This is a genomic window from Gordonia effusa NBRC 100432, from assembly GCF_000241305.1.
GTDB lineage: Bacteria > Actinomycetota > Actinomycetes > Mycobacteriales > Mycobacteriaceae > Gordonia > Gordonia effusa.
The window spans coordinates 33916-60376 of record NZ_BAEH01000110.1 but is presented as its reverse complement, the minus strand read 5'-3'; the positions used below and the strand labels follow the sequence as shown (position 1 = coordinate 60376).

27 protein-coding genes are annotated in these 26461 nt (G+C 61.3%); 14 read left to right on the top strand and 13 right to left on the bottom strand.

Features of this window, described 5'->3' with window-relative positions; genetic code table 11:
• Positions 1 to 82: 82 nt before the first annotated feature.
• The gene (locus GOEFS_RS19425; protein WP_007319660.1) at positions 83 to 781 is read left to right on the top strand and encodes a PAS and ANTAR domain-containing protein; all 699 of its coding nucleotides are present in this window, start codon (positions 83 to 85) and stop codon (positions 779 to 781) included.
• A 104-nt stretch (positions 782 to 885) separates the two neighbouring features.
• Positions 886 to 1740, top strand: coding sequence for an SDR family oxidoreductase (locus GOEFS_RS19420; protein WP_040525664.1), 855 nt, complete (start codon positions 886 to 888; stop codon positions 1738 to 1740).
• Positions 1741 to 1803: 63 nt separating this feature from the next.
• On the opposite strand, the gene mbp1 is transcribed toward GOEFS_RS19420, so the two are convergent.
• From mbp1 to GOEFS_RS19405, 3 genes are all read right to left on the bottom strand, one after another.
• Positions 1804 to 2037, bottom strand: a complete 234-nt coding sequence (gene mbp1, locus GOEFS_RS19415) for a microaggregate-binding protein 1 (RefSeq protein ID WP_040525662.1) — start codon at positions 2035 to 2037, stop codon at positions 1804 to 1806.
• Positions 2038 to 2123: 86 nt separating this feature from the next.
• A complete protein-coding gene (locus GOEFS_RS19410; protein WP_083837373.1) occupies positions 2124 to 2627 on the bottom strand; it encodes a CinA family protein in 504 nt (167 codons plus the stop codon).
• A gap of 67 nt (positions 2628 to 2694) precedes the next feature.
• Positions 2695 to 3114, bottom strand: coding sequence for a ChaB family protein (locus GOEFS_RS19405; protein ID WP_007319656.1), 420 nt, complete (start codon positions 3112 to 3114; stop codon positions 2695 to 2697).
• 115 nt (positions 3115 to 3229) lie between these two features.
• On the opposite strand from GOEFS_RS19405, the gene GOEFS_RS19400 reads away from it, so the two are divergent.
• The 3 genes from GOEFS_RS19400 to dps all read left to right on the top strand — a co-directional run bounded on the left by GOEFS_RS19400 (position 3230) and on the right by dps (position 5925).
• Positions 3230 to 4543, top strand: a complete 1314-nt coding sequence (locus tag GOEFS_RS19400) for a glycosyltransferase (RefSeq protein ID WP_050949975.1) — start codon at positions 3230 to 3232, stop codon at positions 4541 to 4543.
• Between the two features lie 193 nt (positions 4544 to 4736).
• Positions 4737 to 5345, top strand: a complete 609-nt coding sequence (locus GOEFS_RS19395) for a flavodoxin family protein (RefSeq protein ID WP_007319654.1) — start codon at positions 4737 to 4739, stop codon at positions 5343 to 5345.
• 43 nt (positions 5346 to 5388) lie between these two features.
• Positions 5389 to 5925, top strand: a complete 537-nt coding sequence (gene dps, locus GOEFS_RS19390) for a DNA starvation/stationary phase protection protein Dps (RefSeq protein ID WP_007319653.1) — start codon at positions 5389 to 5391, stop codon at positions 5923 to 5925.
• A gap of 50 nt (positions 5926 to 5975) precedes the next feature.
• On the opposite strand, the gene GOEFS_RS19385 is transcribed toward dps, so the two are convergent.
• From GOEFS_RS19385 to GOEFS_RS19360, 6 genes are all read right to left on the bottom strand, one after another.
• Positions 5976 to 6767: an RNA polymerase sigma factor SigF gene (locus GOEFS_RS19385; RefSeq protein WP_040525640.1), complete on the bottom strand. Its 792-nt coding sequence runs from the start codon at positions 6765 to 6767 to the stop codon at positions 5976 to 5978.
• A 7-nt stretch (positions 6768 to 6774) separates the two neighbouring features.
• Entirely contained in the window at positions 6775 to 7212 is a 438-nt protein-coding gene (locus tag GOEFS_RS19380; RefSeq protein ID WP_138918077.1) for an ATP-binding protein, read from the bottom strand.
• An 82-nt stretch (positions 7213 to 7294) separates the two neighbouring features.
• The gene (locus GOEFS_RS19375; protein ID WP_007319650.1) at positions 7295 to 8251 is read right to left on the bottom strand and encodes an esterase/lipase family protein; all 957 of its coding nucleotides are present in this window, start codon (positions 8249 to 8251) and stop codon (positions 7295 to 7297) included.
• Complete coding sequence (locus GOEFS_RS19370) at positions 8248 to 9330, bottom strand: DNA polymerase IV (RefSeq protein ID WP_007319649.1); 1083 nt, start codon at positions 9328 to 9330, stop codon at positions 8248 to 8250. The genes GOEFS_RS19375 and GOEFS_RS19370 overlap by 4 nt, the downstream gene beginning before the upstream one ends.
• A 25-nt stretch (positions 9331 to 9355) precedes the next feature.
• Positions 9356 to 10144 carry a DUF427 domain-containing protein gene (locus GOEFS_RS19365; RefSeq protein ID WP_007319648.1) on the bottom strand — a complete coding sequence of 263 codons (789 nt, stop codon included), beginning with the start codon at positions 10142 to 10144 and terminating at the stop codon, positions 9356 to 9358.
• Positions 10145 to 10271: 127 nt separating this feature from the next.
• Positions 10272 to 11138 (bottom strand): putative endonuclease domain-containing protein, encoded by an 867-nt coding sequence (locus GOEFS_RS19360; RefSeq protein ID WP_040525638.1) that lies wholly within the window; start codon positions 11136 to 11138, stop codon positions 10272 to 10274.
• 231 nt (positions 11139 to 11369) lie between these two features.
• Between GOEFS_RS19360 and GOEFS_RS19355 the strand changes: the two genes are divergently transcribed.
• Positions 11370 to 11747, top strand: a complete 378-nt coding sequence (locus GOEFS_RS19355) for a VOC family protein (protein WP_007319646.1) — start codon at positions 11370 to 11372, stop codon at positions 11745 to 11747.
• A gap of 241 nt (positions 11748 to 11988) precedes the next feature.
• Here GOEFS_RS19355 and GOEFS_RS19350 read toward each other — a convergent pair whose 3' ends face one another.
• The 3 genes from GOEFS_RS19350 to GOEFS_RS19340 all read right to left on the bottom strand — a co-directional run bounded on the left by GOEFS_RS19350 (position 11989) and on the right by GOEFS_RS19340 (position 15284).
• Positions 11989 to 12498 (bottom strand): nitroreductase family deazaflavin-dependent oxidoreductase, encoded by a 510-nt coding sequence (locus tag GOEFS_RS19350; protein ID WP_007319645.1) that lies wholly within the window; start codon positions 12496 to 12498, stop codon positions 11989 to 11991.
• Positions 12499 to 12561: 63 nt separating this feature from the next.
• On the bottom strand, positions 12562 to 14190 hold the full coding sequence (locus GOEFS_RS19345; protein ID WP_007319644.1) for an acyl-CoA synthetase: 1629 nt from the start codon (positions 14188 to 14190) through the stop codon (positions 12562 to 12564).
• Between the two features lie 164 nt (positions 14191 to 14354).
• Positions 14355 to 15284: a TauD/TfdA dioxygenase family protein gene (locus GOEFS_RS19340; RefSeq protein ID WP_007319643.1), complete on the bottom strand. Its 930-nt coding sequence runs from the start codon at positions 15282 to 15284 to the stop codon at positions 14355 to 14357.
• A gap of 225 nt (positions 15285 to 15509) precedes the next feature.
• On the opposite strand from GOEFS_RS19340, the gene GOEFS_RS19335 reads away from it, so the two are divergent.
• The 8 genes from GOEFS_RS19335 to GOEFS_RS19300 all read left to right on the top strand — a co-directional run bounded on the left by GOEFS_RS19335 (position 15510) and on the right by GOEFS_RS19300 (position 25252).
• Positions 15510 to 16280, top strand: coding sequence for an IclR family transcriptional regulator (locus tag GOEFS_RS19335; RefSeq protein ID WP_007319642.1), 771 nt, complete (start codon positions 15510 to 15512; stop codon positions 16278 to 16280).
• Positions 16281 to 16471: 191 nt separating this feature from the next.
• Positions 16472 to 17545 (top strand): ABC transporter substrate-binding protein, encoded by a 1074-nt coding sequence (locus tag GOEFS_RS19330; protein WP_007319641.1) that lies wholly within the window; start codon positions 16472 to 16474, stop codon positions 17543 to 17545.
• On the top strand, positions 17542 to 18366 hold the full coding sequence (locus GOEFS_RS19325; protein WP_007319640.1) for an ABC transporter ATP-binding protein: 825 nt from the start codon (positions 17542 to 17544) through the stop codon (positions 18364 to 18366). The genes GOEFS_RS19330 and GOEFS_RS19325 overlap by 4 nt, the downstream gene beginning before the upstream one ends.
• Positions 18359 to 19249 carry an ABC transporter permease gene (locus GOEFS_RS19320; RefSeq protein ID WP_007319639.1) on the top strand — a complete coding sequence of 297 codons (891 nt, stop codon included), beginning with the start codon at positions 18359 to 18361 and terminating at the stop codon, positions 19247 to 19249. Before GOEFS_RS19325 ends, GOEFS_RS19320 begins: the two co-directional genes overlap by 8 nt.
• A 141-nt stretch (positions 19250 to 19390) precedes the next feature.
• Positions 19391 to 20722, top strand: coding sequence for an LLM class flavin-dependent oxidoreductase (locus GOEFS_RS19315; RefSeq protein WP_007319638.1), 1332 nt, complete (start codon positions 19391 to 19393; stop codon positions 20720 to 20722).
• The gene (locus GOEFS_RS19310) at positions 20719 to 21942 is read left to right on the top strand and encodes an MFS transporter (protein WP_007319637.1); all 1224 of its coding nucleotides are present in this window, start codon (positions 20719 to 20721) and stop codon (positions 21940 to 21942) included. The genes GOEFS_RS19315 and GOEFS_RS19310 overlap by 4 nt, the downstream gene beginning before the upstream one ends.
• Positions 21943 to 22109: 167 nt before the next feature.
• Complete coding sequence (locus GOEFS_RS19305; RefSeq protein ID WP_007319636.1) at positions 22110 to 24200, top strand: DUF6421 family protein; 2091 nt, start codon at positions 22110 to 22112, stop codon at positions 24198 to 24200.
• Complete coding sequence (locus GOEFS_RS19300) at positions 24197 to 25252, top strand: threonine aldolase family protein (protein WP_007319635.1); 1056 nt, start codon at positions 24197 to 24199, stop codon at positions 25250 to 25252. Before GOEFS_RS19305 ends, GOEFS_RS19300 begins: the two co-directional genes overlap by 4 nt.
• Positions 25253 to 25366: 114 nt before the next feature.
• On the opposite strand, the gene GOEFS_RS19295 is transcribed toward GOEFS_RS19300, so the two are convergent.
• Positions 25367 to 26401 carry a hypothetical protein gene (locus tag GOEFS_RS19295; RefSeq protein WP_007319634.1) on the bottom strand — a complete coding sequence of 345 codons (1035 nt, stop codon included), beginning with the start codon at positions 26399 to 26401 and terminating at the stop codon, positions 25367 to 25369.
• Between the last annotated feature and the right edge of the window lie 60 nt (positions 26402 to 26461).

The window sequence follows — 26461 nt, the reverse complement described above, 5'->3', positions numbered from 1 at the left end:
AGCTCCGAACAGACAACACCCATGAATACCCACGGCGCCTACAAACCAAACATTTCACGTTGAGTCTTAGTAGAGTGAGGCAATGGCCGAGCGGCATTCCACGGAGGACATCGCTTCCGAATCCTCCTTAGAGGTTGGACAGTTTTGGTACTACTTCGACGACGACCGCTGGGTGTGGTCAGACGAACTCGCGCGACTGCACGGCTACGCCTGCGCGCGAGCGATCACGCCGACGACAGCCCTACTCCTGCAACACAAACACCCCGATGACAAGGCACGGGTCGAAGCCCTCATCTCATCGGTCCGCAACGCACGTGAACCATTCAGCAGTCAGCATCGAATCGTTGATCTGGACGGTACGGTGCGGCCGGTAGCTGTGGTGGCAGACACCGTCCTGGACGATGCCGGCCAGCGGATCGGAACGTCAGGCTTTTATGTGGTGTTACAGGAACCTTCGACGCTTGGTAAGTCCGCCGGAACCGTCGCGCGCGAGATGCGCCAGTCGGTGACCGAACGCGTCGACGAGTTAATAGATCACCGAGCCACGATCGAGCAGGCCAAGGGCGCGCTGCGATTGGTCTATCACCTCACTGAAGAGCAAGCGTTCGACCTGCTGACCTGGCGGTCGCAGGAAACTAACACCAAGATTCGTGATCTCGCCGCGACGATCTGCGAGCAGCTCGACACGATCGACTTAACAACCCAGACGCGCACACAGTTCGATCACTTGCTGCTCAGCGCGCACGAGGCGCTGCCACGGAGTCCAGCTCCAGCGGACTAGACAATTTCGCCAAAGTTGTTTTGCGCGATCGCCATTCGGGTACGCCCAGGTGATAAGGCCCACGACGTGGGGGCACATCACAACAAGGCATGGAGGCGACGAACATGGTTCAACCGCAACAGGGCACGGTCCCCTACCCCGGCAGCACCGACGAAATGCCCGAACGCCCCCGTGATGAGATGCGCGAGTATGTGGGCCGCGGTCTGCTGTCTGGCAAGAAGGCGCTCATCACCGGCGGCGACTCGGGCATTGGCCGCGCAGTCGCGGTTGCCTTCGCCAAGGAGGGCGCCGACATCGCGATTGCCTATCTCGACGATCGGGAAGATGACGATGCGAATCACACCCGAACCCTCGTGGAGGAGGCGGGTCAACGCTGTCATCTATTTCGGACAGATCTGGCCGAAGCAGCTAATTGCACCGCGACCGTCAATCAAGCCGTAGTCGATCTCGGGGGCCTCGACATTCTCGTGAACAACGTAGCCTTCCAATCTCCAGTCGAAAGTCTTTCCGACATAACGCCTGAGCAGTGGTCACACACCTTCCACGTCAATATCGACAGCTTCTTCCACACCACCCAGGCTGCGGTAGCGCATATGGACCGCGGTGCATCGATCATCAACACCGGCTCGATCAACGGTCTCCGCGGCAACGCCCACCTCATCGACTACTCCGCCACCAAAGGCGCGGTCAACGCGCTTACGTATTCACTGGCACAGGCGTTCATTGAGGACGGAATACGAGTAAATTGTGTTGCGCCCGGACCTGTCTGGACTCCACTTATACCTTCGACCATGCCGTCGAAGACGGTCAAGAACTTTGGTGAGCAAGCCCCCTTCGGGCGTAGCGCGCAACCCGACGAGATCGCGCCCTCGTATGTGTTCTTCGCTGCCGACGCGATGTCGTCGTACTATTCCGGACAAGTCCTGGCGCCGGTCGGCGGCGAGATCGTGCCTGGCTGACCTAGGTGAATTCGGCCCCGTCGAAATGTATCGACGGGGCCGAATTCGGCTGGGGCTCAACTACTATTGCTGTGCCTGCTCACGCTTCTCCGCTGCCGCAGCACGTGCGCGCTCGGCCTCGGCGCGGGCTTCGCTCTCGCCAGCCTCCCGGGTCGCATCGCCCTTCTCTTGCTGCGCGCGGCCCTCTTCGGCAAGGTCATCACGTCCGGCCACGTTGCCAAGCGTTTCCTTGACCTTGCCCTTGACGTCTTCGACCGTTCCCTTGATGGTTTCGGTCGGTCCTTTACTCTCAGCCATGAGCGATTCGCTCCTCTCGTCGAGTTCGTCGTGCATCGATGAACTTCGATGTCCACCACACACCGGGTAGCCCCTAACCCGATGCCTCAAACATCGGCTGGCCCGATCGCAGCTAACGTGTCACGAAATGTCTGGAGTACCTGCGCGACCGTCTTCTCGACAACGTCGTCGGGTGAACCACCGAACTCGTGACCAAACGTCGACACGACGGTGCGGTCATACACACCGAACCACACGGTGCCGGGCGAAACATCTTCTTGCGGTTGCGGTCCCGCTTCGCCGGTGACCGCGATGACAAGGTCGGCGTCGAATAGCGACGCCGTCCGCGTGGCCATCGCCGAGGCGGCGGCTTGAGAAACCACTGGTCCGTCGGGTACGTCGAGCAACCTGTATTTGACGTGCGACTGATAAGCCACTACGCCCCCGCAAAACCACTCCGAGGCATCTGGCCCACGAGCCAACGCGGCGGCAAGCGATCCACCAGTAAGTGATTCGGCGACCGCGATCCGCCGCGCGGCACGACCGGCCATTTCAGCGATTCTCTCAACCACCTGGTCTATCGACTCGCTGGGCTCATTCGTGGCGGTCACGACGATTCTCTATTCATGCGATGCTCGCGAGCACTCAACGAATCAATTACCAACGCGCGCAACATCTTTATCGACTATTGGCGGTCCGGCGGCGGTTGGCCGCCTTAATGGCGGATACGAGTTGGGCCTTGGTCATTCGCGAGCGACCGCGAATATCGAGCTTGCGGGCAACGCCGTAAAGGTGTTCCTTGGTGGCTTCGGCGTCGACCCCCTCGGCACTCGACCCGGACGGATTTGGTCCTCCGCTACGGGCCCGTTCGTCGGATGGCCCCTTATGATCCTTCGCTTCCCAACGGTCGCCGACCTTCTCGAATGAGTGCTTCAACGCGCTGTAGGCCACTCGATGGGCACGCTCTTCGTCCTGATACTCCTCGATTGCCGAGTCGTAAGCCTTCGCGTAGGTACGTTGCGCCTTCTTCGGCGATCGGGCGATTGTTGACGGCAGCTCCGATTTCTTGGCGGCACCGCTTTGCGTTGTCTTGGGCATGGCTGCTCCCTTTCTAGCCGAATCTGCTTCCGCGTTGCGGATTCCCGTCGCGAGGTAGCGCCAAACATTTCTCGCCGGTACGTTTGATGCCCTCGTTTTTCGGGTATTTCCAGGCATGAAAATCGCAATGGTTTCCGCGCATGCCGACCCGCTTGCGGATACTTCCGGGCCTAGTAGCGGTGGGCAGAACATTCATATCGCCGAATTGTCGTCGGCGTTGACTCGTCACGGCCATGACATAACGGTCTATACGCGCCGCGCCTGTGCCCATGGCGCTCGTGAGCGCGTCGCCGACGCTGGCTACCGCGTGGTCCGAATAGACGCCGGCCCGCCAGTTCCGATTCCGAGGGACGAGGTCTACAACTACCTGCACGAACTCACCGACGGTTTGTCGATCGCCCTCGCAGCGGATCGACCCGATATCGTGCATGCTCATTTCTGGATGTCGGCGATTGCCGCCGAGCTCGCGGCATTTCCCGAACGGCTACCGGTCGTGGTTACTTACCACAGCCTCGGCTGTATCGAGCGGAAGTATGCCGAAACATCGGATATCGGTCCCACCCAACGGATTCCACTAGAGACCGTCGCCGGCCGACGGGCGACCGCAATCGCGGCGACATGCACCGACGAAGTCCGCAACCTGCACGAAATGGGGGTTCCGACCCAGCGGATCAAGATAATTCCGCGTGGCGTCGACATCGATCGTTTCGGCGATCTCACAACCGCCTGGCCGAATGCCGTGCCCGCGCGTAAGCAGCGGTATCGCGTCGCAGTCGCTGGCTCCTTGTTGCCGCGCAAGGGAATTGAGACGGTTATCGAAGCGATAGCCGGCGTTCGAGATGCGGAGCTCATCGTCAGCGGGGGGCCAGTGATCGGCGAGTTCAGCGACGATCCCTACTTCGAACGCCTAATGCGTTGTGCCGCATCTCATTCCGTCGAAGACCGAGTCACCTTCCTAGGATCAATTCCGCACGAGGCGATACCCGCGCTACTTCGCAGTGCTGATATCGTCGCCCATGTTCCATGGTACGAATCGTTTGGCATGGTCGCGATCGAGGCAATGGCGGTTGGCACGCCGGTGGTCACTTCCGCGGTGGGCGGAATGCTCGACACCGTCATCCCCGGGGTAACCGGCGAACATGTCGCGGCCCGTGATGCGGGCGCCCTTGCGGCTACGCTGACGTCGCTACTCGCCGACGAAGCGAAGCTGCGCTCCTACGCCCGGATCGGCCGTGAGCGAATTCGGCAGCACTACCAGTGGTCGGACGTCGCGCTCAAAACCGAACGGCTCTACCGGCGGATACTCGACGATGCCCGCGACCGCCGCGCGGCACGAACGCCGGTTGGTGCGAGTAGTGCCCAAAAGGTCGATCGAGTGCACTTGCCGATCGGAGCGAGGCGCGTGGAGCGTCGAGACGTGGTGATGTGAAAAGTGTTGTGCGGTAGTAATGTTGGGTGCGGGGTCTCGACACCCCGGCACTCGACCAGCGGGCCCAAGGCGCCAGTGTCGTTTTGTTAGCCGATCGTCGGTGGGTCGGCATTCCGCTGCGGGTCGCACGGTGGGTTTCGGCGGGATGTCCATCCGCTGTTTAGCGGCGAGGTTTGCTGGGTATTCGTTTCCCATGACCAGAGCACTCGCACTTGTCTGCACCCTCAAACCGTCCCCGGCGCCGTCGAGTAGTGAATTGCTCGCGCGTCAGGTGCTCGACGCACTGGAACGTTACGGCGTCGGCGGCGACGTGATCCGTGTCGTCGACCACCACGTCACACCCGGTATCGAACGCGATATGGGCGGCGATGACGAGTGGCCGCGCATTGCCGGCGCCGTCGAGGCTGCCGACATTCTGCTGGTCTCGACACCGACATGGCTCGGGCACATGTCGAGTGTCGCGCAAGGCGTGCTGGAACGGCTCGATGCCGAACTGTCACAGACCGATGGAGAGAATCGACCGTTGATGGTCGGCAAGGTCGGAATGTGTGCAGTCGTCGGGAATGAGGACGGCGCGCACAAGATCATCGCCGATGTGTTCCAGGGATTGAACGACATAGGTTTCACCATCGGCGCGCAGGGGTCGACCTATTGGAATGACGAAGCGATGGGTGGCCGCGACTATTCCGACCTCGACGGCACCCCCAAGGCGGTCGCACGGACCACCGACTCCGCGGCTCGAAACGCCGCCCACCTCGCCGGAATACTTGCCGGGTCCCCGTTTCCGGGGTATCCGTCCTGAAGAAAGAAACCGCTACCGAAATGATGGAAGGGATTGCACGACTATGACTTTCACCGCACCAGGACTCTCCGACGCCAACGCGAAGGAGCTCATCAAGATTCTGCAGGAAAGACTAAGTGGGCTCAACGACCTGCACCTCACGCTCAAGCATATCCATTGGAATGTTGTGGGCCCCAACTTCATTGGCGTCCATGAGATGATCGACCCGCAGGTGACACTGGTGCGCGGGTACGCCGACGTTCTCGCCGAGCGTATTGCCACGCTTGGTGGTTCACCGCGCGGAACCGCCCGCGCGATTGAGGACGAACGGACCTGGGATGACTATTCCATCGGCCGGGACAACGTCCAATCACATTTAGCCGCACTGGATCTGGTCTACGACGGATTCGTCGCCTCCCATCGATCAGCGATCGAGTCCACCGAAGCCCTGGACCCGGTCACGCAGGACATTCTGATCGGCCAGACCGCCGAACTCGAGAAGTTCCAGTGGTTCGTGCGTGCGCACCTCGAAAGTGCGTCGGGCGGTTTGCCCCACGCGGACAGTCACACCGAACGGCAGGCAGCGGCTGCCGCGAGCTGACGGCTAATGAGCGGGGGCGGATCCGACAGTAGGTTGGGCCCGCCCTCGTTTCATGCTCCCGGCGAATCTCCCTGTACCGATTCACGCAATTTTCGTAGCGTGCTGGAAAGCAAACGCGAGACATGCATCTGGGATATGCCGACCTCCGCTGCTATCTCACTCTGTGACTTCGACTCAAAGAACCGTAACGCCACAATTTTACGTTCCCGGTCCGGTAACGCGTCGATTGCTGGCCGCAAGGTGACGAAATCGTTGATTCGCGAGATCTCCCGATCCTCGTCGCCGAGAGTGTCTTTAAGTGCGCGGCCCTCATCGCCGTCCGCCTGCGGAGAATCCAGTGATGAGGCGGTATGAGCCGACCGCGCGATCAGACCATCGACGATATCTTCCACCGGGAGATCCAAATGCGCGGCCAGTTCGCTTGGTTTCGGGGATCGGCCTAGCGTTTGAATCAGATCGTCGGTGCCGCGGGCGATTGCCTGCGCGGTATCTTTCGCGCGTCTGTTTACTCGAATGGACCAGGTGTTGTCGCGGAAATGCCTGCGCACTTCGCCCATCACCGTCGGCACGGCGAACGACAGGAATTCCGCACCGACCTCTGGATCGAACCGGTCGACGGCGTTAACCACGCCGATCCGCGCGACCTGCACCAGATCGTCAAACGGCTCGCCGCGACCAGCGAACCGTCGTGCCACATGTTCGGCGAGTGGAAGACACCGTTCGATGGCCTCGTCTCGTAATTCAGCACTTTGGGCAGCATCGTCGCACGCCGCTGCTTTCGCGAGGATGCCGGCGACGACACTGTATTCGCCAGGCGCCGGGGAGTTAGCTTTTGCTGGCACGCAGGAGTCAGTCCCTCAGTGTCGTCAGAGTGATATGGGCCTCTCGACCTTCCCCGGCACCGATATAGGCAACGCTGACGTTGTCAGCGATACATTCGATCACGTACCAGCCGAAACCCGTGGTATCAACTGATTCGCTCACTTTGCACCGCACCACGATCCGGACATTCTCCGGCGTCGTCGTCACGATGATATGCAAGCTCGCGTCATCCGCCGCTCGAGCGATGAGTTCGGTACACGATTCGTCAACGCCCACTTTCAGGTCGGCGACCGTGTCGAGGCTGAAATCGTCGGTCAGCAGCGTGTATTCGATGAACCCGCGCACAATCGGAAGGCGATCGACTCTGGGCGCCACCACCAACTCCACAACGTTGACGATGTCGGCTTTGACCTGGGGCTGCGTCTTGCCCCGGTGGTTCACGTTCTCCATTGGTACCTCGCCCACGAATCGTTTCTGCCGCCCTAGGCTACCCAGTTGTCTAAGTTCTCAAACCTCAGATCGTCGATCTGGGTCTCCTCGCGCAGGCTCAGCCACCAGTGAATGGTGCCACCGGAACGCAGGGCACCTCTCTGAGCTGAGCGGGATCGAGAGCATTCAGTACCAGAGCGGCGCTGCGTCTATTCGACGTGATCGACGCATGATCGGACCGATCCAACCGACATCCCTGCTGCACAACGATGTTAGTGACGTTTGTTCCCGGCGGCCCGGCGAGTTGGCCGACCGAATAGGGCGTCACGACCTCGTCGTCGCGAGTCGAGATATTGGTGTAGGCGATGTCGTCGAGATACGGCGTCGGTCGGCGAACCGCCTGGTTGAAATTCAGGTTCGCGCCGGGTTTGCGGCAGCCAGCGCACGACGTCGGCGGCTGGCTGATACCCAGTCGCTTCTGTATCGACGAGATGAAGTCACTACGGACATCGTCCTCGTCGGCAGCCTGTTTCCAATACGGTGCTAACGAAACATAATGCCGGACTTTGCCTTTCCCGCCGAGGTACTTGATCCAATACGTCGGGATCTCGGTACCGAGCGAGTGCCCGACGATATCCACCTGCGTGGAGTGGGTACGTTCGAGCACATCGCCGACGAAATACTTTATCTGCCAAGCACTTGCGAGTTTCGGCCCCATTCCGCCGATAGCTGATGCCGGCCACACGTTAGTCAACGCACCGTAAGCGGGAACGAATACGCAGTACCCCTCGTTGCGCAGCACCGGCACCAAGGTGCCCCAATTGGTTTGTCGCCCACCGCCGCTGCCGTGGACCAGGATCACCGGGCGCGGATGTGCGACCGACGGGCGACATGAGTAGTCGTTGCTGCCCGGCAGTGAGCCTCCGGGGTTGCGTAGTTCGGCATCGATGCCGGATAGGAAGCTGTAGGTCACCGGGAGTTTGACAGGGGCCGCTTGCGTTGGAGTCGCATGTGCCGATCCCGACATGGCGAGGATGCTGAATAGCACGGCGGCAACGGTTTTCAGAATTCTCATTTCGCACCCTCGTCGTCGGTGACCAGGTCGAGCCGCACCCCGAGCAGCCGGACGGGTCGATCGAGTTCGAATTGATCGAGCAACGCATGACAAACCGGCTCGATGTCGTCGAGTGCGATCGTCGGCGCGGGAAGCTTGCGCGATTTGGTTCGCGTATAGAAAGTCTTGGTACGCACCGTAATTCCGATTCGAAAGACTACGCGCTCCTCGGTGAGGACCTGTTCGAGAACTTCACGGGTGAGTTCGGAGATGGCGGAATGAAGTTCGTCGCGATCGGAGATGTCGGTGGCGTAGGTCCGGGACTTGGAATGCGAACGCGCGAGCCACGGTTCGGCGGTAATGGTGGAATCGCCGCCCCCGCGCGAGAGCACATAGAGCCAATTGCCTTGGTGCGGACCGAATATCTCGATCAATGATTCCTTCGGCGCGGCGATCAGTTGCGTCACCGTGTCGATGCCGTTGGCCGAGAGCTTCTTCGCGGTCTTGGGGCCGACGCTCCAAAGCTCTTTGGTGGGACCATCACCCATCAGGTCGATCCAATTGTCGGCGTCGAGGCGGAAGATGCGTTGCGTCTGGGCACCTTTCGCTTCCTGCCTTTTCGCGAAATTGGTCGCCATCTTGGCGCGCTGCTTGTTGTCGCTTATCCCGATTGACGCGCGCAGACCATTGCGGTCGGCGATCGTGGCGATGACCTGCGATGCCAATAGTCGTGGATCGTCAACGTCGGCGCCCAGGTATGCCTCGTCCCAGCCCCACACTTCGACCGGATGCCCGAAGCTGCGCAGAGTATCCATCACATCGGCGGAGGCGACGTCGTAGGCGGGGGCGTCGAGCGGAAGATATACCGCCTCGGGCATTTTCCGGTAGGCGACCCGCAGCGGCATCCCGGCCCGAACTCCCTGGGCACGTGCTTCATATGAGGCGCAGGTGACGACCTTGCGGGCCTCGGTCGGGTCGCCATTGCCGCCGACGATCACCGGCACGTCGGCGAGTTCCGGGGACCGCAGACGCTCGACGGAAACCTGAAATTGGTCCAGGTCCACGTGCAGAATGGCGTCGAAGCGTCGAGCGGTAGTCACGATGACAGGGTAGTCGGGCGACTGCTCAGCCGACGTCGCCTTGCGGTTGACCGTCGATGAATACCTCTAGTCGCTCCTGGTAGAAAGCCACTAAACCATCGATCGTCGTCGCGTCGGAGAGCGGCTCGGGATACGCCCACGCGATGTCGGGTAGCTCTGCGCCACCCACGGTCGCGGAGAAATACGATGCCCGGCCTTTGTAGGCGCAGTACGTATGAGTGTCGGTGGGCGTGAGTCCAACGATCACGTCATCGGGCGGAAAGTAGTACCGGACAACGGGTATCGACGTTTCGAATAGTGCCCGCGCGCGAGTGGACTGCGCGAGAACCGTTCCGGCCGCTTCGATCCGGATGGTCCGTGAGCTACGTCGAATATCGATGCGATGGAAGGGATCTCGTGGATGTCCAACAATCGTGTCGTCTTCTTCCAGCCAATCGAACGCGGCGAAATCGAAGGCGATGAGACCAGCGACATCGGGATCGGTCAACGCGAACGCCGCTGCCTCGCGCCGCCCCGCGCCGGTGACGACGTCGAGCGAATGGCCGGCCGACGTATGTGCGCTGAACGGATCGCTCGGATAGAGAATCGGCCGGTCGACGTCGACCGGCACCGCGTCGACCGGTCGCAGGGTCGCGCTCACGTCGGACTCGCGCAGCGCATAGGTGGGCACGACACGCCTGGGCTCCCAGACCAGTACGCCCAGACCGTCAGCGACATTCTCGCCGTCGAGTACCACGCGCACGCGTTTGCGTGTCGGCTGGAATCGAGTATCGCCGAGCGCGAGACGGAGCAAACTGTCGAGTTGGGTGGCCATATGGTGATCCTCCGCGTCACCAGCGCGGCAGGCAACCGCCGACTTCTTCAGTACTGATGAATTTTCATCCCCGTGAGCAGGGCCCGAGGGCATATTGCCCTTTGATCACACTCAGGGGGACGATATTTCACGTCAGCCGCGGATCATTCTTGCGACGGATGCGATGGCGGTCCGGGCGAGTGATAGCACGGATGTCCTCGAGCGCTCGGTCCCAGTCGTAAAGGACATCGTCGTAGGTCAGCCGCATGGTCAACCACCTATCGATAAGCGTCACGCGGTCGCGGGCCCGATCCTCGCGATAGGACTTCTCGTTTGAGTGGTAGAGCCGCCCGTCACACTCGATCAACAATGCACCCACTCGTAGATCCGCGTGGTGGTGTGCCGTGATTTCCGGTTGGACCATGACGTTGAATCCCGCTGCGACCAGGCGAAGTCGGGCGACAGTCTCGGTGCCCGACTGCGATCGGGCATCACATCGGCCGAACATCGCCAAGACTGACTTGGCCACTACGCCCATATCCGCCTGGATGTCCGGGATGGTGATCGACATCGAATTGAGGATGGAGTCGACGATGGCAATCCATTCCTCCGGCGGCAAACATCGGGCCGCACACGCGAGTGCCACGGGAATCGAGTCGACCGCCGTCACCACCGGCAACGGCCGGCCGAATCCTTGGCACCAGCGAAATGGCCCGGCCGGATGCGCCTGCGTCTTCTTGTACTTGCTAAGACGAACGTGGGTGTGCCGATGTCCCGGAGGGATCCAGATCGTCGAGATACCGTGGCGCTTATGGAAGCCCAATGCGGAAACACAGGTCAGCGCACCACCAGCTGACACTGCCGCGACGACGCGTGGATCGGCATCTTCTGATCGCAACCAGCCGTGCGCGACGGGAATCAACATCTCGCCGCGTTTGGCAAGCTTGACTTGATCCATCGACCAGCCCATCGCGAGCAGTTCCTGGAGTGTGTAAACACCGGAGTCCGAAGTCATACTCTGTTGGACGCAGCGGGCAGCCAAACGGTTTCATCGGCGTCATTGCCGTGAAATATCTTCCCCCTCAATGGGTTTCGAGGGCATATTGCCCTCCGACCCAGCTCAGGGGGCCGAAATTTCTGCGGTGAATCTCAATTGCCTCGAATTTTGCAAACCGGACAAGAACCGACCTAAAGAACCGCTACAACTAATGGGAAACACCCGCATCCCAACACCACGGAGGTAGTTATGGACTGGACCATCGAAGTTGCCATCTTGCCCGTCACCGACGTCGACCGCACCAAAGCCTTCTACGAGTCGATCGGATTCAACGCCGATCATGACCACACCGTCAGCGACGAGGTTCGCTTCGTACAAATGACCCCGCCCGGGTCGAACTGTTCAATCGCCTTCGGCAAGGGGCTCACCGACGCCAAACCTGGCACCAACGGTCGGCTGATCGTCTGTGTGTCCGACATCAATGCGGCCCGCGATCAGTTACTGGCCGCCGGCGTCGACGTCAGCGAGGTGGACACCCAGGCGTGGGGCCATTTCGTGTACTTCGCGGACCCCGATGAGAACCAGTGGTCGGTTCAGTATTTGCCGTACCGGTACGGCGAAGGCTGACGGGCGTAATTTTCGACGTCGGGTTGCGAGGTCTCGATACGCCGACTCGCTTCATCCCCTGATGGTCGAGTGCCGAGGAGCGCTAGCGACGAGGTGTATCGAGACCCCGGAGACAGTGCCGCACAAACGTTTTCGACGTCAGGTTGCGAGGTCTCGATACACCGTTCGTCTCGCGAGCTCGTCGAACGGCACTCGACCATCCGAGGTGGGCACGCTCGCCGTGGTCGATCAACCGGTCGATCTACGCGGCGGAGAGGCGGAAGATGCGTAGTTTGCGGTCGGTGCGACCCAGGTAGGCCTGGTAGACGTCGACCATCTTGATGAACTCGGCGAGGATTCGTTCGCGTTCGTCGCCGTCGAGAAGCGTTGCGGTCACTGGAATTTCGTCGCCGATGATGACCGACGCCGGGCCGCCGGCCAACAGATTGTGAGTCCACGCCGGATGATGGTCGCCGCCGAAGTTAGATCCGATCACGAAAATATCCGGATCCTCCCGGTAATAGAGCAGCGGCTGCACACGACGGGCCCCCGACTTCGCACCGGTCGACGCCAGCAGCAGCGTCGGAGCGCCGATCGGCCCGAGCGCGGTCAGCCGGCCACGAGTCTTATTCAGCAACCATCGGTCAGCGGGAGCCAGTGCGCGGATCGTCGCCGAACCGGGTGCGGTGGCGGCAAATTTAATCAGCGGCGTACGCAGAAAGCTGGATTCGCTACCCCAGCGAACATCGGGAAACGGGCGTTGAGAAGTCACCTCTTCACGGTAGCCTCGGCTCCCGCTTGTAGCCTGGATTTCGCGCCGATCAGGTCTAACGCCTCATAACGGACCCGTCGGAAGTTTGCGACGTACCAGCTTGCCGGTTGGGTTGCGGGGCAGATCATCGACGAACACCACATCCCGCGGAACCTTGTACCGCGCGAGATGTACTTTGACGTGCAGTCGCAGTTCGTCGGCCTGCGGGTCCGCCTCGGGATTACGAACAACGAAGGCGCGCAAGCGTTTTCCGAACTGCTCGTCGTCGACGCCGATGACCGCGACGTCGGCGACCCCGGGATGTTCGGCGAGTAGATTCTCTACTTCGAGCGGATAGACGTTCTCTCCGCCCGAGACAATCATGTCGTCGTCGCGGCCCTCGATAAACATCAGACCGTTCGCGTCGAAACGCGCCATGTCGCCGGTGGCCATATAGCCGTCGATGATCTGCTTGTTGCGTCCGTCGGTATACCCTTCGAACGGCGCGCCGTTGCGTACGAAAAGCCTTCCGCGGACATCGATTCCGGAGATCCGTTGATCGTTGTCGTCATACAGGGCAAGACGACTGGTCACCGGTGGCCGGCCGACGGTCCCGGGCGCTTGTCGTAACTCATGCGGCTGTGCGACCGACGCGACAGCCACTTCGGTTGACCCGTACATGTTGTAGAGAACATCACCGAAGGTGTCCTGTACCGCTTCGGACAACGTCGGCGAGAGCGCCGATCCCGCGATGACAATGATCTTCAGTGCGGACAGATCATATTTCGCGATGATGTCGGGGCCGAGCGCGATCATCCGATGCAACATCGTCGGGACCGCGACGAGGGTTTGTGCTCGATGCTCCGCGAGAGCAGCTAGAGTCTTCTCGGCGTCGAAACGCCGCATCACCACCGTCTGGTTGCCCAACGCCGTGCCGACACCCCACACCGCGAAACCCGTGGAGTGGAAAATCGGCGAGACGATGACCATAGTTCCGTTCTGCGGCAACGGAATACGATCCAAGAGCAGAGCGCTGGTGAATGGCGACATTTTGGACCGCTGGGCACCCTTCGGTAGACCGGTGGTACCGCTGGTGAGGATGACGAAGCCGCCGAAGGTCTTTGGAGTCGGCGGCATCGATGTGTCGCCGTCGGTGACGATCTTGTCGAGCGTGCTGCCCCCGTCGGTTATGGCGCCCTCGTCATCGATCCAGGTGAGGATCCGCGGCATCGCGGGCAGGCCATCGACGAGTTCGCCGAACTCCTGGTCGTGCAGGACGGCACGGACATGCTCGCGCTCAACTACCTCGACGAACTGCGTCTTGCCGAATCCCGTGTTCATCATGGCCAGCCGAAAGCCCGCACGGCCGGTCGCACTCAGCGCGATGATCAACCCCCGGTGGTCGCGGGCGAGCACCGCCACGACGTCGCCGGGTTTGAGGCCGGAGGCCAGTAGTTCGTTGGCAAGCGCATTTGACTGCCGATCGACTTCACTAAAGGACAGCGTGCCGCGTTCGTCGGTGAGGGCCGGTGCATCCGGATAGGTCTGTGCGCCATGCAAAATCACCGTCGAAGCCGGGCCGATCGTCTTCGCGCGTTTGGCGGCCTGGGCTACCTCGAGCGGTCGTCGCAGGTCGATGGCCCCGGAGTGTTGCAGGACCTTAATCGCGCCGACCGCGTCGGAAACCATTTCGAATGCATCGCGAATCGCCATCGGCGTGCGCCCTCCACAAGTCTGAGAACATCGGTTGTCTGATTGTCTCAGAGTATGCGCTGGGGCCGCCGTCAGCTGAGAAATTCGCCCGAATAGTTCGCCGGCTGGGGCAATATGCCCTTGCTACGGAACTATTCGGACGAATCTCACGACGGGCGGGGCGGCTATTTGCCGGTGAACTGTTCACCAGAGACCGCGACCGACGGGCGGCCATCGACTCCGACCGGCACCTCGCCCTCGACGGTGGTCCGGAACAGCGTGCGGGTCACGTCGAGATGGTTGATGTCGCCGGGAGCCAGATGTGCGGTGGCCCGGTTATCCCACACCGCGATACTTCCCGCGCGCCAGCGGAAGCGGACCGTGTAGGCCGGAGTGGCCACTTCGTCGAAGAGCAGGTCGAGCAGCGCGTCGCTTTGGCGCTGCGAGTAGCCGACGATCCGGCTGGTGAAACCCGGTGTCACAAAAAGCAATCGCTCCCCCGTGACCGGATGTACCCGCACCACCGAATGCTCACTGACCAATGGGGCTTTCCGAATCTTCTCCCCATAACTGCTGTCCGCCTTGAAGATCGGGTTCCGCCCACCGAAGCGGTGTTCTGCGCGCAGCCCTTCGACCAACGCCTTGAGTGAGTCAGGTAAACCGTTGTAGGCAGCGGCGAGGTTCGTCCACTGAGTGTCACCACCGAAGTCGGGAACTACGTTGGCGCGCAACACACTTACCGCGGGCGGATTGACCAGTGGTGTCACGTCGGTATGCCAGTGGTTGGTGTAGCTGGCCGCCTTAACGCCGAATTTGCGTTCATAGTTCCGGTTGTCGATCTGCAGGATCTCCGGGAATTCGGTTGGCGCGTCGTCGTCATACGGATGCGACGCGGTCACCGGGCCGAAGATCCGAGAAAACGCGATCTGCTGCGCGTGGTCGATCTGTTGATCATGGAAGAACAACACCTTGTGGCGGTGCAGCGCCTCGATGATGGCCTGAGCCTGTTCGGAATCCAACGACTCGCGCAGGTCGACCCCGCGAACGTCGGCGCCTATGTAACCGGCGACAGGGGCGAATGTCAGATCAGTTGCGATGGGATCGGCGATAGTCATTTTTCACAATGTCCTTTTCGAGAGTTGGGCTGACCCGAGAAATGATCATCAGCACCAGTAACTCGACGCAACATTCAGTTCCACAATGTGAAATCTCCAGACGAATTGACGATTCTTCGCAGCGACTCAATCGGAGATACGTTCAGCGCGCGTCGAAATATAGGCGCTTTGTCGCTCGTCGGGAATCATCCTCGACAATCTGCATCCGTCCCCGGAGGACTCCCCATGACCATTCCGCACAGCTCCGAGCGGACACCACGAGTCGATGGCCCGCCGCGCACCGGCTCGCAGTCGGTTGAACGGGCGATCAGCGTGTTGTACGCGTTCGAGGGTGAGAGCCGCTCGCTGTCCATCAGCGAGGTGGCCGGTCGAGTCGGGCTCCCGGTGAGCACCACGCACCGCATCGCCCAGGCACTCGTCCGCGGGCGGCTACTTGCCCGCGACGGCCACAATTCCTATCTCATCGGCGACGGCATCGCGGCCCTCGCGCACGCGGCAGCACGCCGTGTCGATATCGATGCGATGGCCCCTCATCTGCATATATTGTCGTCAGAAATCAGGATCACCGCGAGTCTGGGCGTGGTCGAAGACCACGAAGCGGTCACCGTCTACTCCGCGCGACCGCCGTCGATGTTCTGCGACCATCAGTTGCCGGGCCGACGAACGGCCATCGAGGACAGTGCGATGGGACAGGCGATCATCGCATTCGGGCAGCGTCGCGAACGGCAATTCTCGACCCTGCCCGACATCTCCGAATCAAGACGGCGCGGCTATTCGTTGGCCACCGCCGACGGCGTCACCGCAGTCGCCGTGCCGGTGTTCGGGGCCGATGGTCAGGTGCGTGCGTCCATCGGTGTGCAGGCCCGTAGTGTGCGCCTCAACCAAAACCTAATAAGCGCTATTCACCCGCTGATGCGACATACCGCAGAATTTCTTCGTGATGTCGCAGACATCGAATCATCCGTGGAATCAGCAGTTTTACCCGCCACGATTTAATCACCGCCGGGTTTTTCACATTGTGGAATGGTCTTAGCAGACCGAGCCCCTCGCTCAAATAATAGATGCCATCAGATCAATGACTGATCGGATCTAGGTCGCATTCAAATTAATGCCAGAGGCTCGGTTCAAAGAATTCACGAATATCTATTTCGACTCAGCCCCGCATTCTCACCACTCGAGAGGAAACTATGAAGACCACCCGCAGGTGGCGCCAGTATGCCGCCGCCTCCCTCGCACTTGCCCTGGCGACGACGATCGCAGCCTGCGGCTCGTCTGACGAAACCACGGTAACTGCCGACGGGAAAACCGAACTTCGCTATTTGAGTCAGCCGTCGGTTGTCACGACGCCTGAACTCGCTGCTGATCTCGGCTACTTCACCAAGGTGGCGCTCAAGTCGGTCGGCGAGACCAGCAGCGGTCCTACGTCGATACAAGCAGCCGCGACCGGCGATGCCGACTTCGGCGCGGCCTTCAACGGGGCGATCGTCAAACTCGCCTCCGCCGGCTCACCGATCAAAGCGGTCGTCGACTCCTACGGTGCCGATTCGCAAACATTCAACGGTTTCTACGTCCTCGACGGCTCACCAATTCGCAAGGCGCGGGACCTGATTGGCAAGAAAGTCGGCATCAATACACTCGGTGCACACAGCGAATTCGTGATCCGCGAATGGCTTTCGCGCGAGGGGCTGTCCAAAGACGAGATCGCGTCGGTGCAACTTCTGGTAGTGCCGCCGATCAACGCGGAATCCGCCCTGCGACAAGGGCAGATCGACGTCGGCGCGTTCAGCGGAATCTTCCGCGATCGGGCACTGGCAAAGGGCGGACTGCGGGTACTGTTTACCGACGCGGTCTTCGGCGACTTCAGTTACGGCACCGTCGTAGTGCGTAACGACTTCATCGCCAAACACCCGGCCGAGGTCAAGGATTTCACCCAGGGCACCGCGCGGGCAATCAGATGGCTTCAGGTCACGCCGCGGGACCAGGTGGTCGCTCGGTTCAAGAAGATCCTGAGCTCGCGCGGGCGTGGTGAAGACCCCGCACTGGCCGATTACTGGAAGAGTTCGTCCATCCCGACACCCGGTGGCGTCATCAAGGCCGCCGAATTCCAGTTGTGGATCGACTGGCTGGTACGCAATGGCGAACTTAAGTCGGGGCAGTTGAAACCTGCCGATCTGTATACCAACGAATACAACCCGTTCGACAACGGAACCTATCCCCCGACGTCGGGGCCAGATGGCAAGCCCGCGAAGGCGGCATCATGACCACGCCGAAACTGGAGCTGCGAAATGTCCGAAAAGTATTCTCCGCCAATGGGAAACCAGACCTCGTCGCGATTGACGACATCACCATCTCGGCCCCCGAAGGCGAATTCCTCGTCCTGGTCGGACCCAGCGGAAGCGGAAAGTCGACGCTGCTCGATCTTATCGGCGGGTTGACCACGCCAACGTCGGGCGAGATCCTGCTCGATGGCGAGCCGATCACCGGTCCGGGGCTAGATCGCGGCGTCGTCTTTCAGCAATACGCCCTGCTCCCCTGGCGAACCGCACGCGGCAACGTCGAATTCGGTTTGGAGGCAAAGGGTATCGCTCGACGGCAACGTCGTACGGTGGCTGACGAGTATCTGGCACTCGTGGGTCTGAACGGGTTCGGCGACCACTATCCGCATGAACTGTCTGGTGGCATGAAGCAGCGCGTCGCCATTGCCCGCAGCTTGGCATATGACCCCGAGGTCTTGCTGATGGATGAACCGTTCGCCGCACTCGACGCTCAGACACGGGAGTCGTTGCAGGACGAACTATTGCGAATCTGGAAAGCAACCGGCAAGACGATCCTGTTCATTACACACGGCATCGATGAGGCTATCTACCTCGGGAATCGCGTCGCGGTACTGTCCGAGCGCCCAGGTCGGATCAAAGAGGTACTGCCCATCGCGATCGACCGCGAGAGCACCGAAGACCTGCGCTCGTCGGAGCAGTTCCGCGAATACCGTCATCGCATCTGGCTGTCCCTGCGCCCGGGCGCAGCCGTCGCTGATTCCGAGACCTCAACGTCGGGCACATTGATCGGAGCGACCCATGTCTAGCAGCACACTGGCACCACCCAGTTCGATTGTCGTTGAACCCAAGGGTGTTTCACCGGCGGCCTCGGAGGCGCCCGTAGCTGCGGGGTCGACGAATCGTCGAGGACGCGCGCTTGTCGGTCGCGTGGGTAAGTCGGGCAAGTGGCTGCTCCGGTCGTCGATTGTCCTCGCCGCCCTGCTGGTGTTCTGGGAGATCGCGCCACGGATCGGTTTGGTTGACCGGACCTTCCTGCCCGAGTTCTCTTCGGTGCTGGGGGCATTGGGTGATGCTGCTGCCAGCGGTCAACTGCAGCAACATATTTGGGCAAGCGTTTCACGTGCGTTGCAGGGATTCGTGGTGGCGGTGATCATCGCGGTGCCGCTGGGCATTTCCATCGGTTGGTACAAACCTGTTGCGCAGTACCTCAATCCAGCGCTCGAGCTGTTCCGCAACACGGCCGCGCTGGCACTGTTGCCGGTATTCGTGTTGATCCTGGGCATCGGCGAGACGTCGAAGGTGGCTTTGGTGATTTACGCCTGCGTCTTCCCCATCCTGCTCAACACCATTTCCGGCGTGCGAAATGTCGACCCGCTGCTCATCAAATCGGCTCGCTCACTTGGACTTCCGTCGTGGCGACTCTTTCAGAAGGTAGTTCTTCCGGCCGCGTTGCCGACGATCTTCACCGGCATCCGACTAGCCGCCGCCGCGTCGATTCTCGTACTCATCGCGGCCGAGATGGTCGGGGCACGGTCGGGGTTGGGGTACTGGATCATGGCCAGCCAGTTGAACTTTCAGATCCCGCAGATGTACGCCGGGATCGTCACCATCGCGCTGGTAGGGCTGGTTTTCAATCTGGTGCTGGTGACGATTGAGAAGCGGTTCTCGCGGTGGCGGGTGCAGGACTGACGCCGTGGCCGGGTATCGAGATCGGGTCACCGCGTCTCGATACACCGGCGACCTCGCAAGCTCGGACGACGGCACTCGACGATCGAGGTTGAGGTGGCTCAACGGAATATGACGATCTGTTTATCAACGTAAGGAATCACTATGGCTCGGCAATTACACCTCAATGCCTTTCTGATGGGCGTTGGACATCACGAGGCCGCGTGGCGGCACCCGCGTACCGATGAACACGCGGTGCTCGACGTCAATCACTTTGTCCGACTTGGTCAGATCGCCGAACGCGGGAAGCTGGACTCGGTGTTCTTCGCCGACACGTTGGCCATTGGGCCTAATCCACGGCGCAACGTCGCGGCCATCTTCGAACCGCTGACCCTGCTCGCCGCCATCGCGGGTGGGACCAGTCGTGTCGGCCTAATCGCCACGGCATCAACGGGATACAACCATCCGTTCACATTGGCGCGCGCATTCGCGTCGCTTGAACACATCAGTGGCGGTCGTACCGGATGGAATATCGTCACCTCCGCGGGTAAAGAAGAAGCTGCGAACTTCGGCTATGACTCGATCCCCGACCACGCCGGGAGATACCGACGCGCCCAGGAGTTCGTCGACGTCGCCAACAGACTGTGGGACAGTTGGGGTGACGACTCGGTCGTACTCGACGTCGAGCGAGCGATCTTCGCCGACGCCGATCAGATCAGTACGGTCGACCATGTGGGAGAACACTTTTCGGTTCGCGGCCCGCTGAATTCACCGCGTTCTCCGCAGGGGCGCCCGGTACTGGTGCAAGCCGGATCGTCCGAACCTGGTAAGGATCTCGCGGCCCGGCACGCGGAGGTCGTGTTCACCGCGCAACGCACAATCGTTGAAGGTCGGGAATTCTACGACGACCTCAAAGGGCGTCTTGCCGGGTTCGGCCGCAATATCGACGACCTGCAAATCCTGCCGGGTATCGTCCCGTTCATTGGCGCGACGCACGCCGAAGCCGTTGCGCTGGAACAGGAATTCACCGAACTGATCTCGCCTGACTACGCACTACGTCAGCTCTCACATGTGTTCAACGTCGACCTGACCGATTTGTCGCTCGATGCTCCGCTCCCGGATTTGCCTCCGGAGTCGGAAATCGAGGGTCAGAAGAGTCGTTCCACGCTGGTGCGTCAGCTTGCGGCACATGACAACCTGACCACCCGCGAGCTATTGGGCAAACTGGGCGGCGGGCGCGGTCACCGCACCATCGCCGGCACCGCCGAGGAGATCGCCGACGATCTGATCGCTTGGGTTGACGCAGGAGCGGCAGACGGCTTCAACGTGATGCCGCCGTATCTCCCTGGGGGACTTGAAGATTTCGTCGACCAGGTGGTCCCGATCCTGCAAGAACGCGGTCGCTTCCGCACGGATTACTCGGCATCGACCCTGCGTGGCCACTACGGCATCAAGTTGCCAGCGCATCACGCGGAAGCAGTGCCCGCGACCGCATGACGACGGTCGATGACGAACAACACCAGAAAGCCCAAGCGGGAGCTGACCATCCGCTACGTTCCCTGATCGGCACCGTATACCTGCCCGCGGCGGCATACGGCGTCGGTCAGGGCGCCGCCGCTCCGGTCATGGTGTTGGCCGCGCTAAATTTGGGCGCAATGCCAGCGCTGGCCGGTTTGACGGTGGCACTGATTGGGCTTGGGCAGGTGGTCGGCGATACCTGCTCGGGCCAGATCGTCGCCCGGCTCGGCGAACGCCGATCTATCATCGTCGCAAGCAGTCTCGCAGCCGTCGGATCGCTGACCTGCCTTGTCTCTCCGACTATTTGGATCCTGTGCGCGGGAATCTTCGCCGTCGGCCTCGCAAACGCGGTGTGGGGCTTGGCCAGGCAGAATTACCTATCGCTCAGCGTCCCATTCGCCTGGCGGGCGCGAGCGATGTCGTTATTCGGCGGCGCCATGCGATTCGGATTCTTCGTCGGGCCGCTGCTCGGCGCGGCGGCGATTGTGGCGATCGGTACTCGCGGCGGATTCGTCGTTCAATTGATCGCGATCGTGGTCGCGGGATCTTTGATGGCGCGGTTGGCCGACCCGCCCGGTGCCGGGGCAGTCGCATCCCCACTGAGCCTATCGACCATCTGCCGCGACCATGCTCGGCTGTTCGCCACCCTCGGCACGGGTTCACTGTTGTTGGGTATCGCACGCAGCACGCGTGATGCGATTCTTCCGTTGTGGGCCAATCACATTGGATTGTCACCGGCAACGTCGAGTCTACTATTCGGGGTGGGCGCCGCCGCAGATGTGCTCTGTGCGTACCCGGCCGGTCATCTGATGGATCGATTCGGGCGGACCTCTGTGGCGGTGCCGTCGATCGTGGTCCTGGCTGTCGGATATCTCATCCTCCCGTTCACCGCGACAGTCATCACGTTCACCGTCGTCGCGATAGTCCTGGGAGTGGGCAACGGATTCGGCAATGGGGTCATCATGACCATCGGCGCCGACGTCGCACCACCGACCGGACGCGCGGAGTTCCTCGCCGTGTGGCGGTTAACCCACGATGCCGGCTTCCTTGCCGGACCATTGTCGATCTCGTTGGCGGCGGCGTTGTTCCCGTTAGCCACAGCGGTTTTCACCGTCGCCGGGATCTCTGGCATCGGGGCCGGGGTGTTGGCGAAGTATGTACCGGCGTACACGAAGCGGCCAGCACGGTTGACGTCGTAGCAGCGACGCTTCGCCATTTCCGGAAAATCAGGCAAATAGGTGTGTATCAAGGGCAATGTGCCCTTGGTACGCACCTATTCGGACGATTTTCCGGCGGAATCGGGCGCGCTGTCCTGCGCTGATCACCGCGTGCGGGGGACAATGGCAGCACGAGTCAGGAGGGCGCGATGTCGAATTTTCCGGTGGTGCTGATCGAACAAGCCCGTAGCTGCGCGTGGGCTACGACTATTGCCCGGGCCCAGGAGATGTCGCCGGTGAACCCCGGAGATTCGTCGATGGCAGCGGCCGTCGACGTCCTTCGACGGCGGGGGATGTCGGTGCGAGATTCAAAGCCGGCCGCGTTGACGCGCGACACCCTCGACGACATCGACGTCTACGTGATTCCGCATCTCGCAGCGCCCGGCGTCGAGTACGTGACCCGTGATCTGCCGCCGACCTACTCGGTCGATGAGCTCGACGCGATCGAAGGCTTTGTCCGCGACGGCGGCGGGCTGGTGATCCTCGCCGAGTGCGATACCGCGACGTCGGGCAATAATCTCGCCGACGTGGCCGCACGGTTCGGAGTCACGATTCAGTCGCTTGTGGTGCAGGAGTCGCCTGGCGAACGACGCGTGCGCGGGAACGCGACCTGGGTACTCGCCGACCTCGACAACGATCAGGGCATCCTCGCCGCGGTGGAGTCGGCGTGTTTCTATCGCACGGGCGTAGTGGAGATCGCAGAAGGCACCGACGCGACGACTTTGGCGCGCACCAGTGGGTCGGCGTGGCCGGCGGGTGCCGCGCTCGCGGTGTCTGTTCGTGCCGGCCGTGGCCGGGTGGTGATCTTCGCCGACTCCGACCTGTTCGGCGACGACTCCATCGACGACTTCGACCATCGGCAGTTGTGGACGAATGTGGTTACCTGGGCGGGTGGTGGCGCGACACGACACGAGACACACACCGGCGGTGTCGCGTCGGCCGCCGCCCGACCGGAATGGTTGTCGCTCAAGGCTTCCGTGGAGCAATTACGCGCTCTACAAGCCGACGACGGCAGTATCGGCGACGCTGCGTCGCAGCCTCAGGCTGGCTCGCTATGCGACGGGATCGACACCGCGATCAGCAGTCTCACTCCCCTATTTCCGCATGACGCCGACTATCTGGATGCGGTGCGTAAGGACATAAAACGCTGGACCGCAGGAGGTTTCGGAAAACCCGACTTCGGCGAATCGCTGGCCGCCTTCCGCCCCGACCTGCAGCGCGTCGACGGCGTGGAGCATCTGGTGATATTTCCGATGTACACCCAGAACGGTCACGCCGGACGCGTATTCGAGGCTGTGCTACTGCGGGTGATGTGGCCGCAGTGGCTCGCCGACGTCGAATCGTCATATGACAATCGGCAATTTCTCCCGGTACTGTTCGAGGATTTCACCTCGGGTTACGACACCAACTCGGCTGTCCTGTTCCCGGAGACTGTGTCAGTAGCCGACAAACCCGAATTCCATTGGGGTGCAATATTCTGTGACCGAGAGGCGGCCCGCTTTCGACGGGTCGTCGGTGCGGCGTCGGAGATATTGTCACTACAGCTACCACCGTTCGGGGAGCGGCTGGTCGGGTCCCAAACGCTGGCGCAGTCAACCTTCGCCATGTGGGATCTGTTGCACGATCGGACGCATAGCCGCGGCGAGTTGCCCTTCGACCCGTTTATGATCCGGCAACGCATGCCGTACTGGTTGTACTCGCTGGAGGAGCTGCGCTGCGACCTGTCGACCTTCCGTATCGCGAGTGAACTTGAACGACAAGGGCATCCGTACGGACAGCCGGTCCAGTTGGCAATTCTCTTCGACCGTTTGTTCCGCTTCCCCATCACCGGGGACCGCGTCCGCAACTACGACGGACTCGGCGGACAACTCCTGTTTGGCTACTTGCATCGCAACGGAAGTTTGCACTGGCGCGATAATCGATTGTCATTTGACTGGAAAGAGGTTGGACCACAGGTGATTTCACTCGGTACTCAGATCGAGGAGCTGTACCGCAGCGGCATCGATCGATCGAAGGTCGGCCAATGGCTACAGACCTATCGATTTGTCAGCTCCTATGTGGAGCCCGCGGCCGGTTCGGCCTGGGCGAAAGGTGAACTGCCACTGGGCGGCCCGCCCCGGGAACTGGTCGATCATGTCGCACCGGACGAGTTCCCACTCAACGTCTTCTACGAAGCCTTGAAACGGAAGATGCAGCCCGTCATCGACTCGACACGTGGAATCACCTCGGAGGCAGCATGATCGAGCAGCTACACGACACACAACGTCGCGGGTTCGCGAGCGACAACTACGCGGGCGTACTGCCCGAGGTGCTCGAAGCCATCAGCGTAGCGAACGTCGGGCACCAGTCCTCCTACGGCGCGGATGTGTACACCGAAGCATTGACACGACGAGTGCGCGAACTCTTTTCGCCTGCGGCACAGTCATTTCCGGTATTCAACGGAACTGGCGCGAATGTACTCGCACTGTCGGCGATGACACAGCGGTGGGAGGCGGTTGTCTGCGCGGAGTCGGCGCATATCCACGTCGACGAAGGCGGCGCACCGGAGAAGGTATCCGGGCTGAAGCTGTTCACCGTCCCGACGTCGGATGGAAAGGTGACGCCGACCGCCATCGAGGCCGCGGTTCCGGACCGAGCGGGCGATGAGCACTGGGCGCAGCCGCGCGTGCTGTCGGTGGCACAGGCGACCGAGTTGGGCACGGTGTATTCGGTCGCCGAATTGACGGAGTTGGCCAGTTACGCGCATGGCCGCGGGTGGTCGGTGCATATCGATGGATCCCGATTGGCAAATGCGGCAGCGCATCTCGACGTCGGGTTGGGCGAATTGACCGTCGACGTCGGGGCCGATGTGCTCAGCGTCGGGGGCACCAAGAGCGGATTGCTTGGCGCCGAGCTGGTGGTAGTGCTCAACACCGAGGCGGTACGCGGCGTCGAGTATCTGCGAAAGACGTTGATGCAGTTGACATCTAAGCAGCGGTTCATGGCCGCACAGTTCTTGGCATTGTTCGACGACGACCTGTATCTCCGGGTAGCGCGACACTCGAACGCGATGGCGGCGCTGCTGGCCGAATCAGTGCGCGAGCTGCCCGGCGTCGAAGTGACCCAGACCGTGCAAGCCAATGCCGTATTCGCAACGCTGCCCCACGAGGTGTCGCGGCGGTTGATGAAGCAGGTTCCGTTCTATTTCTGGGACGAGACGCGCGGCGAGGTGCGGTGGATGTGCTCATGGGATACCACCGAGGAAGACGTGCGCGGGTTCGTCGAGCTGGTGCGGGCCGAACTGGGGTCCTAACCCCCGCGCTGCCTCGCAAACCCAACTCGCCAGGACATTCCCGACACCATTTTCGGGTCGGGAATGTCCTGCCGGGTCGGGTTTGCGAGGTAGGTCGGGTTTGCGAGGGGGGGTCTACTTGGTCCAGATGTAGAGCGGGTCTTTCGAATCGGTCTTTCCGGTCTCGATACCGGTTAGACCGGCAACCCGTACGTCAGTCGAACCCGAACCAATCGCGAATGGCGTGCAGAATTTGCGGACTAGATCGTCGTCCTTGTCCTCGCACGGCTCGAAGTCACCGATCATGATCATCTTGGTCCACTGGGTGCCATCGGCGGTGGCGATCTCGAACTCCGGGTACAACGAATGGATCGATGGTGCGTTCATGTCCCACTCGATGCCCTCGGGGTGGATCTCCTTGCCCTCGGCCCGCACGAAGTACACCGCCTTGGTGTCCTTCAGCGAGTCCTTCCTGACCCCCTTCAGGTCGTCGTCGGAAGCTTTATCGATGCTGGTCACCTTGAGCTCGATGTAGGTCTTCTTACCGTCTTTCTCCATCACGAACACGACCGGCTGACCGACCTTGACCGTGGCCCCCTTCTTCGTCACCGTTGGCAGCTTCGGCTTAGCCTTCGACGACGGCGCCACGGACGTCGGGATCGATACCGACGGTGCGGCAGCTCCACCGAGCGGCTTGGGCAAAGTACCGGGGGCCAGCGCTTCATCGAGGATTCCGAAGGCCTTCTTCGTTTCCTCCTCCACGGCGCCCGAACACGCGTCCTTATACCGGGCGAAGATCGGCTTGGCGGCGACGATCGCCTTGTCGCGTGCGGTTGCGTCATTCTTCGCGAGCGCGTCGTTGAACGCCTTAGCGTTCGCCTGACCTTCGTCGGCTATCTTGCGAACCTTGGCGTCCTTGATGAGCGGAAGCGTGGCTCCGCTAATCGCCGAGCCGCTGACTGGCAACTTGCTCGCGTCACCCATCGAGCGATACGAAACCAGCTGTCCCGCAACCGCGGTCGCAGTCGAGTAGGCAACGCTGCAGTCACTTTTCAGCGCGCCACCGCCAGCAGCCGACTCGTCCCCCTTGTCCCCGCCACCGCAGCCCGACACCACCAGGCCGGCCGCGAGCAATACCGCACCGACTCCTCCGACGCCTCGCATGGTCATAGCAATCCCCCTCGTTAGGTTGGCGAATACTCAATGAAGCTAGCAGCACGGCCGAACCTC

What these genes read in the sequence shown, in the direction of transcription:
- GOEFS_RS19300 (WP_007319635.1), top strand. Translation starts at nt 24,197, where the DNA reads ATGATCGAGCAGCTACACGACACACAACGTCGCGGGTTCGCGAGCGAC.
- GOEFS_RS19375 (WP_007319650.1), bottom strand. Translation starts at nt 8,251, where the DNA reads ATGAGAATTCTGAAAACCGTTGCCGCCGTGCTATTCAGCATCCTCGCC.
- GOEFS_RS19335 (WP_007319642.1), top strand. Translation starts at nt 15,510, where the DNA reads ATGACCATTCCGCACAGCTCCGAGCGGACACCACGAGTCGATGGCCCG.
- GOEFS_RS19395 (WP_007319654.1), top strand. Translation starts at nt 4,737, where the DNA reads ATGACCAGAGCACTCGCACTTGTCTGCACCCTCAAACCGTCCCCGGCG.
- GOEFS_RS19360 (WP_040525638.1), bottom strand. Translation starts at nt 11,138, where the DNA reads ATGACTTCGGACTCCGGTGTTTACACACTCCAGGAACTGCTCGCGATG.
- GOEFS_RS19320 (WP_007319639.1), top strand. Translation starts at nt 18,359, where the DNA reads ATGTCTAGCAGCACACTGGCACCACCCAGTTCGATTGTCGTTGAACCC.
- GOEFS_RS19355 (WP_007319646.1), top strand. Translation starts at nt 11,370, where the DNA reads ATGGACTGGACCATCGAAGTTGCCATCTTGCCCGTCACCGACGTCGAC.
- GOEFS_RS19400 (WP_050949975.1), top strand. Translation starts at nt 3,230, where the DNA reads ATGAAAATCGCAATGGTTTCCGCGCATGCCGACCCGCTTGCGGATACT.
- GOEFS_RS19420 (WP_040525664.1), top strand. Translation starts at nt 886, where the DNA reads ATGGTTCAACCGCAACAGGGCACGGTCCCCTACCCCGGCAGCACCGAC.
- GOEFS_RS19345 (WP_007319644.1), bottom strand. Translation starts at nt 14,190, where the DNA reads ATGGCGATTCGCGATGCATTCGAAATGGTTTCCGACGCGGTCGGCGCG.
- mbp1 (WP_040525662.1), bottom strand. Translation starts at nt 2,037, where the DNA reads ATGGCTGAGAGTAAAGGACCGACCGAAACCATCAAGGGAACGGTCGAA.
- GOEFS_RS19310 (WP_007319637.1), top strand. Translation starts at nt 20,719, where the DNA reads ATGACGACGGTCGATGACGAACAACACCAGAAAGCCCAAGCGGGAGCT.
- GOEFS_RS19365 (WP_007319648.1), bottom strand. Translation starts at nt 10,144, where the DNA reads ATGGCCACCCAACTCGACAGTTTGCTCCGTCTCGCGCTCGGCGATACT.
- GOEFS_RS19325 (WP_007319640.1), top strand. Translation starts at nt 17,542, where the DNA reads ATGACCACGCCGAAACTGGAGCTGCGAAATGTCCGAAAAGTATTCTCC.
- GOEFS_RS19425 (WP_007319660.1), top strand. Translation starts at nt 83, where the DNA reads ATGGCCGAGCGGCATTCCACGGAGGACATCGCTTCCGAATCCTCCTTA.
- GOEFS_RS19305 (WP_007319636.1), top strand. Translation starts at nt 22,110, where the DNA reads ATGTCGAATTTTCCGGTGGTGCTGATCGAACAAGCCCGTAGCTGCGCG.
- GOEFS_RS19330 (WP_007319641.1), top strand. Translation starts at nt 16,472, where the DNA reads ATGAAGACCACCCGCAGGTGGCGCCAGTATGCCGCCGCCTCCCTCGCA.
- GOEFS_RS19340 (WP_007319643.1), bottom strand. Translation starts at nt 15,284, where the DNA reads ATGACTATCGCCGATCCCATCGCAACTGATCTGACATTCGCCCCTGTC.
- GOEFS_RS19295 (WP_007319634.1), bottom strand. Translation starts at nt 26,401, where the DNA reads ATGACCATGCGAGGCGTCGGAGGAGTCGGTGCGGTATTGCTCGCGGCC.
- GOEFS_RS19315 (WP_007319638.1), top strand. Translation starts at nt 19,391, where the DNA reads ATGGCTCGGCAATTACACCTCAATGCCTTTCTGATGGGCGTTGGACAT.
- dps (WP_007319653.1), top strand. Translation starts at nt 5,389, where the DNA reads ATGACTTTCACCGCACCAGGACTCTCCGACGCCAACGCGAAGGAGCTC.
- GOEFS_RS19405 (WP_007319656.1), bottom strand. Translation starts at nt 3,114, where the DNA reads ATGCCCAAGACAACGCAAAGCGGTGCCGCCAAGAAATCGGAGCTGCCG.